The 12284-nt window shown below is 70.8% G+C and carries 13 protein-coding genes and 1 tRNA gene; 6 read left to right on the top strand and 8 right to left on the bottom strand.

Annotated elements, in window-relative coordinates; genetic code table 11:
* Positions 1-484: 484 nt before the first annotated feature.
* Genes IT293_13450 through tolQ form a run of 8 tightly spaced genes read right to left on the bottom strand, consistent with a single transcriptional unit; the run spans position 485 to position 7406 of the window.
* On the bottom strand, positions 485-1387 hold the full coding sequence (locus tag IT293_13450) for an RluA family pseudouridine synthase (protein MCC6765661.1): 903 nt from the start codon (positions 1385-1387) through the stop codon (positions 485-487).
* An 8-nt stretch (positions 1388-1395) separates the two neighbouring features.
* Positions 1396-2322, bottom strand: coding sequence for a bifunctional riboflavin kinase/FAD synthetase (locus tag IT293_13455; GenBank protein ID MCC6765662.1), 927 nt, complete (start codon positions 2320-2322; stop codon positions 1396-1398).
* A 2-nt stretch (positions 2323-2324) separates the two neighbouring features.
* Entirely contained in the window at positions 2325-3128 is an 804-nt protein-coding gene (gene ybgF, locus IT293_13460) for a tol-pal system protein YbgF (GenBank protein MCC6765663.1), read from the bottom strand.
* Positions 3129-3177: 49 nt separating this feature from the next.
* Positions 3178-3705: a peptidoglycan-associated lipoprotein Pal gene (pal, locus tag IT293_13465; protein MCC6765664.1), complete on the bottom strand. Its 528-nt coding sequence runs from the start codon at positions 3703-3705 to the stop codon at positions 3178-3180.
* Positions 3706-3734: 29 nt separating this feature from the next.
* Positions 3735-5048 (bottom strand): Tol-Pal system beta propeller repeat protein TolB, encoded by a 1314-nt coding sequence (tolB, locus tag IT293_13470; GenBank protein MCC6765665.1) that lies wholly within the window; start codon positions 5046-5048, stop codon positions 3735-3737.
* Positions 5049-5069: 21 nt separating this feature from the next.
* The gene (locus IT293_13475; GenBank protein MCC6765666.1) at positions 5070-6227 is read right to left on the bottom strand and encodes a TonB C-terminal domain-containing protein; all 1158 of its coding nucleotides are present in this window, start codon (positions 6225-6227) and stop codon (positions 5070-5072) included.
* A gap of 9 nt (positions 6228-6236) precedes the next feature.
* A complete protein-coding gene (gene tolR, locus IT293_13480) occupies positions 6237-6719 on the bottom strand; it encodes a protein TolR (GenBank protein MCC6765667.1) in 483 nt (160 codons plus the stop codon).
* 15 nt (positions 6720-6734) lie between these two features.
* Positions 6735-7406, bottom strand: coding sequence for a protein TolQ (tolQ, locus tag IT293_13485; protein MCC6765668.1), 672 nt, complete (start codon positions 7404-7406; stop codon positions 6735-6737).
* A gap of 304 nt (positions 7407-7710) precedes the next feature.
* On the opposite strand from tolQ, the gene IT293_13490 reads away from it, so the two are divergent.
* The 6 genes from IT293_13490 to IT293_13515 all read left to right on the top strand — a co-directional run bounded on the left by IT293_13490 (position 7711) and on the right by IT293_13515 (position 12253).
* On the top strand, positions 7711-8886 hold the full coding sequence (locus IT293_13490; GenBank protein MCC6765669.1) for a phosphoglycerate kinase: 1176 nt from the start codon (positions 7711-7713) through the stop codon (positions 8884-8886).
* Positions 8883-9647 carry a triose-phosphate isomerase gene (locus IT293_13495; GenBank protein ID MCC6765670.1) on the top strand — a complete coding sequence of 255 codons (765 nt, stop codon included), beginning with the start codon at positions 8883-8885 and terminating at the stop codon, positions 9645-9647. Before IT293_13490 ends, IT293_13495 begins: the two co-directional genes overlap by 4 nt.
* Before the next feature lie 14 nt (positions 9648-9661).
* Entirely contained in the window at positions 9662-10132 is a 471-nt protein-coding gene (secG, locus tag IT293_13500; protein ID MCC6765671.1) for a preprotein translocase subunit SecG, read from the top strand.
* 91 nt (positions 10133-10223) lie between these two features.
* Positions 10224-10306 (top strand) — tRNA-Leu (locus IT293_13505).
* A gap of 311 nt (positions 10307-10617) precedes the next feature.
* Positions 10618-11343, top strand: a complete 726-nt coding sequence (locus IT293_13510) for a phosphoribosyltransferase (GenBank protein ID MCC6765672.1) — start codon at positions 10618-10620, stop codon at positions 11341-11343.
* Positions 11324-12253, top strand: coding sequence for a DNA-binding protein (locus IT293_13515; protein MCC6765673.1), 930 nt, complete (start codon positions 11324-11326; stop codon positions 12251-12253). Before IT293_13510 ends, IT293_13515 begins: the two co-directional genes overlap by 20 nt.
* The last annotated feature ends 31 nt before the right edge of the window (positions 12254-12284 follow it).

A 12284-nucleotide genomic window follows, 5' to 3' on the forward strand; every position in this document is an offset into this window, starting at 1 on the left:
GTCGGCCCGCGCGCGCGTTCGTACCATGGGTTGCTCCTCTACCGGACTCTCGGATCTTCCCTGGATGGAGTTCGTGAGTGTGAGTGTGTCGCCCTCGCGGGCACGAAGCGTGTCAGGGAAGCACGGACGGCGGGGTGCTACAGATCAGATCATCCGGCGGCGATTCTTTCAGCGCCATCCACCGCGGCACAACGTCGATACCCGCTTCGCACCTCTCCGGCTCTTCGAGCGCCGGCCTTCCCTCTGTCCAAGGATCATCGAACAGCGGACCACCACGTCGACTCGGCTGCGTATTTCAGGGTGCTGTTTGGAGGAGTGACTAACGTTGGATGTGAGAGCGACCTTCAGCCTCTCTCCCTCCCCGCCTCAACAACGACTCGGCGCGGACGCTAAACGAAGGCCATAGTGATGTCAATAGCGAAGTCGCGCGGAACCGCGACCGACGCGCACTAGAGCGAGACTATCGCGGCGATCGCGTATCACGTTACGCGCGCAATGCTTCGAGCAGCGCGACCATGTCGGGCCAGAGCTCGGCGCGGAAGGTCATCACGGCTCCTCGTACGGGGTGGACGATGCCGAGCGACGCGGCGTGCAGCGCCTGTCGCGCGATGAGCGCCGTCCCGACCCCGCGCGCACGGCCGTAGACCGTGTCGCCGACGATCGGATGGCCACGCGAGGCCAGGTGCACGCGGATCTGATGCGTCCTCCCCGTCTCCGGCGCCGCCTCGACGAGCGTCGCCCCGGCAAAACGCTCGACGACCCGGATGCGCGTCACGGCGGGACGCGCACGTGTCGCCCGCGTCGACATCTTCTTCCGTTCCACCGCATGGCGACCAATAGGTGCATCGATTCGGAGCACATCGGGCCCCACGCGACCGCGTACGACGGCGAGATAGCGCTTCTCCACCATCCGCGCCGCGAACTGCTTGGCGAGATGATCGAGGGCGGACGCCGTACGGGCGACGACCATTACCCCGGAGGTGTCGCGATCGAGTCGGTGGACGATGCCGGGGCGCATCGCGTCGTGGCCAGGCATCGGCCCCCAGCGATGCAGCAGGGCGTTCACGAGCGTCCCCTGCCACCGCCCCGGCGCCGGGTGCACCACCATTCCCGGCGCCTTGTCTATGACCACGATCGTGTCGTCCTCGTAGAGGACACGGAGCGGCAGCGCCTCGGGCTCCGCCACCGTCGTCGCCGCGACCGAGACGTCGACCGCGATCTCCTCGCCCGCCCGCACGAGCCGTCCCGCCTTGCGGGCACGACCGCCGATCGTGACCTTCCCGGCGTCGATGAGCTGCCGCACCTGCGACCGCGAGACGCCGAGGCCGCTCTCCGCGACGAACGCGTCGAGGCGCCTCCCGGCCGTCTCGCCCGCGACGACGAGCACGTGGCGGGTCACGTTCGCGCGAGGATGGCGCGTGCCTCCGCGACGTCGCGCGCGATCTGCGCCACCAACGCCTCGACCGAAGGAAACGCGGCCTCGCCACGCAGCCGCTCGACGAAACCGACCACGAGGCGCTCACCGTACACGTCCGCGTCGAAATCGAAGAGGTAGACCTCGAGGGTGCGTGGAGCAGCGCCGAAGGTCGGATTGGTGCCGATGCTGGCGGCGCCGTCGAGCCACTGCCCTCCGCGACGTACCCGCACCGCGTACACGCCGTCAGGCGGCCACATGCCGGCGTGCACGCGAATGTTCGCGGTCGGGAATCCCATGGCCGCGCCCCGCTGCCGACCGCGCACGACGATGCCGCCGAGGCGATGCGGCCGTCCGAGCATCGTCGCGGCGAGCCGCACGTCGCCGCCGGCGATCGCCCGCCGCACCGCCGAGCTCGAGACGTCGTGGCCGTCGACGCGGATCGGCCCCACCACCTCGACCGCGAAGCCGAGGCGCTCCCCGAGCGCGGTCAGCAGCGTCGCGTCGCCCCTGCGTCCGTGCCCGAAGCTCACCTTGTGCCCGACGACCACGCGCGACGCGCCGACGCGCTCCACGACGAACCGTTCGACGAACGCCTCCGCCGACAGCTCCGCGAACGCCGCCGTAAAGTGCTGCAGGATCAGCACGTCGATGCCGGTCGCGGCGAGGAGCGCGACGCGATCCCGCAACGAGGTAATGAGCGCCGGAGCCTGATCCGGCCGCAGCACCGCCACCGGGTGCGGATGGAAGGTGATCGCAACCGCCTCACCGCCGCTCGCCCGCGCCGCCGTCACGACACGCTCCAGAATGGCCTGATGCCCGCGATGGACGCCGTCGAAGGTTCCCAACGTCAGTACGGGCGCGACGAATCGTCGCGAGCTCGCGGCGATGTGCCGGACGACGTCCACGCTCAAAGCGCCTGGAGCTTCTCCCGGGCCTGAGCCGCCTCCGGCGAGGACGGATAGTCGTTGAGCACCTTCTGGAAGGCGAGCCGCGCTTCGCTCTTGTTCCCCATCTGCTGGAACGCGAGCCCGATCTTCAGGACGGACGCCGGCGCGCGATCGCTCCTGGGATGTTGCTGTCGAACCTGGTTGAAGTTCAGAATCGCCTGGTAGTAGTCGGCGAGCATGTAGTACGACTCCCCGATCCAATACTGCGCGTTCGGCGCGAGCGGCGATTCGCGGTTGGTGCGCAGGAACTCGCGGAGCGATTGGATCGCCTTGTCGTACGACCCTTGCCGGACGAGCGTGATGCCTCGGCGATAGTCGTCGGGTAGCTCCTTCGCCTCTTCCTTGGAGAGATCGGTCGCGGCGATCTCCGGACGCGGCGGTGCGGGTGTCGCCGTCGGCACTGGCGCGGGCGTCGCCGCCGTTCCGTCCGACGACAGCACCGGCACCCCCTCGATCGGGCTCGTGGAGGGCGCCGGGCGATGTCCTTCCAGCGCCCCGACACGCGCTTCCAGATCGTCGAGACGCGACGTCATGGTTTGCGCGCCCCGCGACGAGTACCGCACCTCGTCGACCCCGCCGCGCACCTTCGCGACGTCCCGCTGCATGGAGTCGAAGCTCGCGCGGGTGTCGGCGAGCTGCGTCCGGAGACGCCGTTGCTCGCGTTGCAGCTCCTGGACGTCGGCCTGCGTCGCGCAACCGCCGAGGGCGACGACGAGCGACACGGCCACGAGCGCCGCAAGAGGAGCGAGTTGCCGTCCGTTCATCGTGATTCCGCCTCGCGTCCGCAGCGCGCGCACGCTACCGGTGCGGCTTCTACTCCGACGGAGGAACGAAGTGCACGCGCCGGTTTCGCGCGTAGCACTGTTCACCCGCGTCGCGACAGAGCGGCAGCTCTTCTCCGTAGCTGATGGTGGTCAACCGATCCGATGCGACGCCGAGCGAGACGAGATAATCCTTGACCGCCTTCGCGCGCTTGGCGCCGAGCGCCAGGTTGTACTCCACCGTGCCGCGTTCGTCGCAGTGGCCTTCGATCTCGGTGCGGGCGCGCTTGTTCTCCTTCAACCACTCGGCATTGGCCGCCAGCACGTCGCGGCCGCTGCCGTCGAGCTCGTAGGAGTCGTAGGCGAAGTGCACGTCCTTGAGGACCCCGTCCTCCTCGGGACCGAGGCCACGCTTGTAGCGACCGAGGCTGCTGCTCTCGTTCAGCGACTCCTCGCTGCCGGCGCCCGTCGCGTCGCCGATGCTCGACTCGTCCGAGATGCGCTTCTTCTTGGCGCACCCGGTCGCGGCGACGGCCGCCACCATCACCAACACCGCGACGATGCGAATCGATCGTGCCATCGTACCCCTCCTCGACCTAAGCGCGGCGCTCATTCGAGCCAACGCGACCAGGCGGGACTGCTATCATCGCCCCCTGGTGGGGTCAATCGAGTTTGCCGTGTTCCGGCCGCATCCGAGAGGTAGATCGCACCGCTGCCGTCGCGCGTCGAGCTGAAGATCAGGTAGCGCCCGTCGGGCGACCATGACGGATCCTCGTTGTCGCCACGCGTGCTGGTGATCCGCTTCACGTCGCCCCCACCGAGCGCGACGGTGAAGACCTGGAAGCGGCCTCCCAGGCGGCTCGCGTACGCGATCCGATCCCCCTTCGGTGACCAGGCCGGCGACGTATTGTAGCTCCCCTCGAAGGTCACGCGGCGCGGAGTGCCACCCTGTGCGCTCACCACGTAGATCTGCGGCCCGCCGCCGCGATCCGAACAGAACACGATCGACTGGCCGTCCGGCGACCACGACGGCGAAACGTCGATGCTACGGTCCTTGGTGACGAAGTGCATGATCTGCCCGTCGGGATCGAGGAGCGCGATGTCCGTAGCGCCGCCGTTCTCGAGGGCGACGGCGATCGCCCGACCGCCCGGCGACCACCGGCCTCCGAGATTCAGGCCGTGCCGCGACGACACGAGGCGCTTGTCGCCGCCGAGGTCGGCGACGAACAGGCTCGGATTGCCCGACACGAACGAGGTGAAGAGGAGCGAGCGGCCGTCGGGGCTCCACGACGGCGCCAGCGCGATCGACCCGTCGCGGGTCACGGCGCGCAGGTCGCCGGCGTCGATCGACATCGCGTAGATTTCCTTGAACCGCCCCTTGCGGCGCGACGCGAACGCGATCCGCGACTCGAACGGACCACGCTCGCCGGTCAGGATCTGCATGACCTCGTCGGCGAAGCGGTGCGAGACGCGGCGGAGCTCGTCGTCGCCGGCGCGATACCGCTTGCCGCCGATCTGCTTGCCCTCCACGACATCGAACAGCCGCGCCTCGACGACGAGGCCGTCGCCGTCCCGCTCGACCGTTCCCTTGACGAGCGCCTGCGCCCCGACCGTCGACCAGTCGCGGAAGTCGATCGTCTCGGCCGTCACGCCGGACTGCTGCGAGTTCTCGATGTACGCGGCGCGATCGATCACCCGGAAGAGGCCCGACAGGTCGAGGTCCTTGGCGACGATGTCGGCGAACGTTCCCGCCTCGCGCTCGGCGCCCGACGTGGACTTGAGCGGCGACACGGCGATCGGGAAGCTCGTCGCGCCCGGTCCGACGATCGTACCGCGGACCTGGGCGCCCGCCTCTCCCGCCGCGCCGAGCGTCCCGAGCGCGATCACGATCCCAATGACCCAGCGTGCCCTACGTCCCACCATCGTTCCTCCTTGCGACACCCGCTACCGCTGCTGCAGATCGGCGGGACGAAACTTCAGCTCCACGTCGGCGAAGTCGCTGCGATACGCCTCCGGTGGCGGCGGCAGCGGTCCGGCGCCCTTCACGGCGCGCTCGACCGACGCGTCGAAGCTCTGGTCGCCCGACCGCTCCGTGAGCCGGATGTTCGTGATCTCTCCGGAGGGCAAGATGCTGAACTGAACCGTGACGCGCAAGTCACCGCGCGTCCCGACCCACGCCCAGCGTTCTTTGATGCGGCTCAACATTTGATTGTAGTAGACGACGAACTCGAGGCCGCGCACCGCACCACCGCCGCCCGGCCCCTCGCCTCCGATGCCGGCCGGTCCGGTGAGGGTCTTGGCCCTGCCGCCCTGACCGCCGCCGGGTCCGGTCGCGCCGCCGATCCCGCCGGCCTGCCCTTCCCTCTCGACCTTCGCCTCGACGCCCTTGATCGCCTCGGCGAGCTTCCCGTCGAGATCGTCGTCGGAGCGCCCGGCGGTCGGCCCCGGGCGGGGACGCGCGTCGGCGCCGGGCGTCGCACCCGCCTGCGGTCGCCGCGTCGCCTCGACGGGAGCGGGTGTGGCCTTCTTCGCGGCGGCGACCACCGTCGTCGCGCTCGGCTTCGGCTTCGCGGTCGCGGCCGCCGTGGCGCTCGGACGCGGGCTCGGCTTCCCGGTCGGCCGCGCCGTCGGGAGCGTCGTCGGCTGCGCCGTCCGCTGCACCCGCAGCGTCGTCGTCACGCGCGGCGTCGCGACGGGCGTGCCGAGCGGCACGGCCTCCGGATCGTGCTCGTCCTCCGGCACCGGCGGCGGCTCCTCGGCCTTGGCGAGCTGCTCCGGTGGAAGCGGTGGCTCGGGCGGAGGCGGAGGCGGCGGCTCCGGCTCCGGCGGCGGAGGAGGCTCCGGCGGCGGCTTCGGCGCCGCTTTCGCTTTCGCGGCGGCCGCTCCCCCGATCGGGCCTTCGAGGAGCTCCCCGCCGAGCGCGTTCGGATCGACGATCTCGACCGTGTACGCGGTCGGATGGGGCGCCGGCAACGGATGCGGCGCGAAGAAGATGAGGGCGACCGCCAGCAGGTGCACGAGGAGCGAGAGCGCGATCCCAGACGGCGACCACCCGCTTCCGTTGCGCGGTCCGTCCCCGCGGCCCCGTCGTGCGTCCGCCATAGGACGCGCTCAACCCCCGCGGGCGCGTTCGGACACGGTGGCGTCGGAGGATCGCCGGTCTCCCGCGCGTGCGGGCGCGGTCTCCGGAGCCGGCTCGGTCACCATCCCGAGCTTGTTGATGCCGGCCTCCTTGATCGCCGCGATGACGCCGACGACGTCCCCGTACGGCACGCTACGGTCCGCGCGCAGCAGCACCGCCCGGTCCGGGCTCGACCGGCCGATGGCGGCGAGCTTGGCGCGCAGCTCGGCGAGCGCGATCTGGTTGTCGTTCAGATAGACGCTGCCGTCTTTCGTGAGCCCGACGACCAGCGGATCCTCCTGGCTGTTCAGCCCGGCGGCGCGGGTCTTCGGCAGGTCGACGCTCACGCCTTGCTGGATGATCGGCGCCGTCACCATGAAGATGACGAGCAGCACCAGCATCACGTCGACGAGCGGCGTGACGTTGATCTGGGCGATCGAGCCGCCCCCGCTGCCGCGACTATCGAACGCCATGGTCCGCCCCGCGCGTCATTTGAGAAAGTGCCGTTCGGCGATGTTCAGGAACTCGGACGCGAAGTTCTCCATCTCGGTTCCGAGCACCCGCACGCGGTCGGCGAAGTAGTTGTAGGCCATGACGGCGGGGATCGCGGCCGCGAGACCGATCGCCGTCGCGATCAACGCCTCCGAGATGCCGGGCGCGACGGCCTGGATGCTCGAAGACTGCGTCGTGCTGAGGCCGCGAAAGGCGTTCATGATGCCCCACACCGTACCGAAGAGCCCGACGAAAGGCGCCGCGCTCGCCGTCGTCGCGAGGAAGGTGAGCGACTTCTCGAGCTTGGTGGTCTCCTGCAGGGCCGCGCGCTTCATCGCGCGCTCGACGTTCTCGACGCCGCCGAGGTCGGTCGACATGTCGTCGCCCGGAGCCGCCTCGCGCTTCGCGCGCGTGATGCGAACGAGCTCCTGATAGCCGGACCGGAACACCTGGGCCACCGGGCTCGCCTTCAGGTCGAGGCTCGCCGTGTTGATCGCGGTCAGGTTCTTCGCGTCCCAGAAGATGTCGATGAAGCGCTCCGACTCGCGCTCGGCGCGCCGCAACTGCCGGCGCTTCGTGAAGATGATCGCCCAGCTCATGACCGAGAATCCGAGCAGCAGGAGCAGGACGAGCTGCACCACCGCTCCCGAGCCCGTGACCATGTCGATGATGGTCTCCTGCGGCCGGGTGATCGTGAGCGGATCAGCGGATTGAACGACTAACTCGCGGACAGCGGATTCCCACATGCGCACCTCACGGCACCCTCGACCCTGCACCCCACCGCGCTTCCGTCTCGCGACGAAGCCGGCACGCTAGCCCAGGGGGGTGAGGCAGTCAATTACGCGTCGTTACAGGACAATTCGTTTGACTAGCGGCCAGTCGCGTGCGATATGACGCGCTTGTCTTCGCCCGCACCGGGCCCTGTCACTCGGGCGTCGGCCGCACACTCACGAGACACACGGGCACGAACCAATGGCCATCCGATACATCGACGAGCTCGACCTCGCCGGCAAGCGGGTCTTCATCCGCGCCGACTTCAACGTGCCGCTGAAGAACGGCGCCATCACCGACGCGACCCGCATCGAAGCGGCCCTCCCGACGGTACGGCACGCGCTCGCCGGCGGCGCGCACGTCGTCCTCGCATCGCACCTCGGCCGCCCCAAGGGCGGTCCCGACCCGAAGCTTTCCCTGAAGCCGGTCGCCGAGCGCCTCGCCGCGCTCCTGCACCTCGAGGTGAAGCTCGCGCCCGATTGCGTCGGCCCCGAGGTCGAAGGGCTCGCCCGCTCGCTCGATCGCAAGGACGTGCTGCTGCTCGAGAACCTCCGCTTCCATCCGGAGGAGGAAAAGAACGATCCCGGCTTCGCGCGGCAGCTCGCCGCCCTCGCCGACGTCTACGTCGACGACGCGTTCGGCGCCGCGCACCGCGCCCACGCGTCGACCGAGGGCATGGCGCGGCTCGTACCGGTGCGCGCCGCCGGCCTCCTCATGAAGAAGGAGGTCCGGGCGCTCTCGAAGGTGACCGAGCACCCCGAGCGGCCGCTGGTCGCCATCCTCGGCGGCGCCAAGGTCTCGGACAAGATCAAGGTGATCGAGCACTTGCTCACCAAGGTGGACACGCTGCTCATCGGCGGCGCGATGGCGTACACGTTCCTGCGCGCGCAGGGACAGACCACGGGTGATTCCCTGGTCGAGGAGGATCGCGTCGACGTCGCCCGCCAGGTGCTCGCGCGCGCCAACGAGCTCGGCGTGGCGCTCCGCCTCCCGACCGACCACCTCGTCAGCAGCGCGATCGACGGCAGCGCGCCGGCCGAGGTCGCGACCGCCATCGCCGCCGGCAAGAGGGGCGTCGACGTCGGCCCCGCCACCGTCGAGCTCTATCGCGGCGAGATCGCCAAGGCCCGCACGATCTTCTGGAACGGACCCATGGGCATCTTCGAGGTCGACGCCTTCAGCAAGGGCACGACGGCGATCGCCGACGCGCTCGCCGACAGCAAGGCGCTCACCGTGGTCGGCGGCGGCGACTCGATCGCCGCCCTCTCGCGCTCCGGGCGCAGCGGCGACATCACGCACATCTCGACGGGCGGCGGCGCGTCGCTCGAGTTCCTCGAGGGTCGCGTACTCCCCGGTCTGGCGGTTCTCGAGCAATGAAGAAGCCGACCGGACGCCGCCCCCTTCTTGCCGGCAACTGGAAGATGCACGCGACGCGCCCCGAGACGACGGCGCTGATCGACGGCATCAAGGAAGCCGCCGCCGCGCGCGACCGCGACGTCCTGGTCGCCCCGCCCTTCACCGCGCTCGAGACTGCGGCCAGGGTGCTCGCCGGCACGAGCATCGGCCTCGCCGCGCAGAACCTCCACGCCGAGCCGAAGGGCGCCTTCACCGGCGAGGTCGCCGCCGAGATGCTGAAAGACGTCGGCTGCGGCTGGGTCATCATCGGACATTCCGAGCGCCGCCAGTACTTCAACGAGACGAACGAGATGGTGCGGCAGAAGATCGGCGCCGCGCTGCGCGCCGGCCTGACGTCCATCGTCTGCATCGGCGAGACGCTGCGCGAGCGGGAGGCCGACAACACGCTGCCCGTCATCGAGCGCCAGGTGCGCGAAGGGCTCGCCGGCCTCTCGCGGGAGGCCGTGAAGGGCCTCGTCATCGCCTACGAGCCGGTGTGGGCCATCGGCACCGGCAAGACGGCCACGCCCGAGCAGGCGGAAGAAGTCCACGCCGCCATCCGCGGTCTGCTCCGCGAGTTCGCCGGCGAGACGGGTTCCGAAGCCGTCCGGATCCTGTACGGCGGCAGCGTCAAGGCCGACAACGTCGATGCGCTGATGGCGCAACCGAACATCGACGGCGCCCTCGTCGGCGGCGCGAGCCTCGACCCGGCCGCGTTCAGCCGCATCATCGCGTTTCAATAGGAGCTCGTGACCTCATGACCATACTCATCACCGTCGTCCACGTGATCGCCTGCATCGTCCTCGTGCTCGTCGTCCTCCTGCAGGCCGGCAAGGGCGCCGACATGGGCGCCGTTTTCGGCGGCGCCAGCAGCACGATCTTCGGCAGCAGCGGCGCGGGGAACTTCCTCACCCGCCTCACGACCGGCGCCGCCGTCGTGTTCATGACGACCTCGCTCGCCCTCACCTACGTCGGCTCGCACGGCGGCCACTCGACGATCATGCCGGAGAGCGGCCTGCCGAGCGCCGCGCCGGCCGAGCCCGCGACCGACGCCGGCGGCGCCGCCGACCCCGAAGCCGCCGCGGTCGCGGACAGCGCGCCCGCCGCCGCGCCCGCGGAAGGCGGCGCCGCGCCGGCGGCGCAAGATGAGGCCGCCGCGCCGGCCGGCGAAGCGGCACCCGCGCCGCAGGCCGCGCCCGCCGACGAGCCCGCACCCGCCGCACCGTAACGGAGGAAGAAGCGTCCGCGCGAGAGCCCGCGCCGCCACCGCGCGCTCTCGACAGTCAGCGGTCGCGATGGTAGCTCTCGACCGCTGTCACGCGAGGATGGCGAAATGGCAGACGCGCTAGTTTGAGGGGCTAGTGGGGTAACACCCGTGGGGGTTCAAGTCCCCCTCCTCGCACTGGATTTTTCGGCAACCTACCCCGGTGGGAAGCCATCCCGCGCATGCCGAAGGTCAGCGGCGCGTCACGATCGGACCTGCTCGACCTCCCGAAGAGGGCCACCCGGTCGGCGCTGATCCCGGTCGGCTGCCCGGGTCCGCAAGTTCGGCCCAGCGAAACGCCCGCCCGCGCTGCGAGTCGTCTCGTGGGACCGCTATCGCGGCTGAGAACCCCGGACCCACATTCGGGAAAACGTCGGGCACTACGGCGCCCAACCCCTCGCCCGCGGGGCGCCTCCCGGATGGCAAGCGGCTTGCAGCACCCGCGGAAAATGAGCATCGAATCGCACTTGCCGGAGGCCAGCACCGCCGCTGCCCTCTTCACGGATCGGCGCGACGCTGGCCGCCGGCTCGCCGCGCGGCTGATGCCCTTCCGCAACGAGGCGCCGGCGGTGCTGGCGTTACCCCGCGGCGGCGTCCCGGTCGGCTACGAGATCGCCCGGGCGCTCGTCGCGCCGCTCGACGTGATCGTGGTCCGGAAGCTCGGCGCCCCCGGCCAGCCGGAGCTCGGCATCGGGGCGGTGGTCGACGGCGACTCTCCGCTCGGCGTCTTGAACCAGGAGATGATGCGCGCGCTCGGCGTGTCGCAGGACTATCTCGACCACGAGGTCGCGGCGCAGCTCGCCGAGATCCGCCGCCGGCAGTCCGTCTATCGTGGCGGACGTACCCGGGTGCCGATCGCCGGCCGCACCGCGATCGTCGTCGACGACGGCCTCGCGACCGGCAGCACGATGCGCGCGGCGCTCCGGAGCATCCGGCGCGCCGATCCAGCGCGCCTGGTGCTCGCCGTCCCGGTGGCGCCCGCCGACACCCTCTCGGAGCTCTCGAAAGAGGTCGACGAGACGATCTGCCTCGCGACGCCCGAGCCGTTCGGCGCGGTCGGCTTCTTCTATCGAGACTTCGGTCAGACGCGCGACGACGAGGTGATCCATCTCCTCGACGCCGCGCGCCGGGCCCTGGACCCGCATGCCCGCGAAGATGCCCGAGCGGACGAATAACGCCGCCGTCGCCGACGCCCTCGACGAGGTCGGAACGCTCCTCGCGGCGCAGGACGCGCACCCGTCGCGCGTCGTCGCCTACCATGGCGCCGCGGAGATGGTCCGCGCCCTCCCCGAGCCGCTCGCTCCGGATGGTCGGCGCACCGGCGTCCAGCTCCCCGGCATCGGACCGAGCCTCGCCCGTGCGATCGGCGAGCTCGCGGCAACAGGGCGCCTCGGGCTGCTCGACCGCCTGCGCGGCCACGACGACGGCGAGGCGCGCCTCACGACGGTCCCCGGCATCGGCCTCGCCCTCGCCCACCGCATCCACGAAACGCTCGGAATCGAGACCCTGGAGGAGCTCGAACTCGCCGCGCGCAGCGGGCGCCTGGCGCGCGTCCCGGGCATCGGGGCGCGCCGCGCCCGCATGGTGCTGACCGATCTGCAGGCGCGCCTCGAGGCCCGTCTCGTGCGCCCCGCGCCGGCCACGGCCGAGCCGCCGGTCGCCGAGATGCTCGCGATCGACCGCGCGTACCGCGAGCGCGTCCGGGCCGGCACGCTCGTGAAGATCGCGCCGCGCCGCCTGAACCCGACCCGCGAGGCGTGGCTCCCCGTCATGCACGTCCGCCGCGGCGCCCGTGAGTACACGGCGCTCTTCTCGAATACCGCGCGCGCCCACGCGCTCAGGGCGACGCGGGACTGGGTCGTGCTCTACGTCGACGAGGACCACCACGAACGCCAGGCGACGGTCGTCACCGAGACGCGCGGGGCGCTCGCCGGCAAGCGTGTCATCCGCGGCCGCGAGGTCGAATGCGCGGCATACTATGCGGGCGCGGCCGCGGCGGCGCGGCCCGCGGGCGCGGTCCCGCCCCGGCGTCGCGAGGACGCCGCGCCACGTCCCTCCCGGATCGACCCCTCCCCGCCCGCCTAGGAGTCAGCCGGACTGAAGCCGGACGTGCGGA

This window comes from Deltaproteobacteria bacterium (assembly GCA_020848745.1).
Taxonomy (GTDB): domain Bacteria; phylum Desulfobacterota; class Binatia; order UTPRO1; family UTPRO1; genus UTPRO1.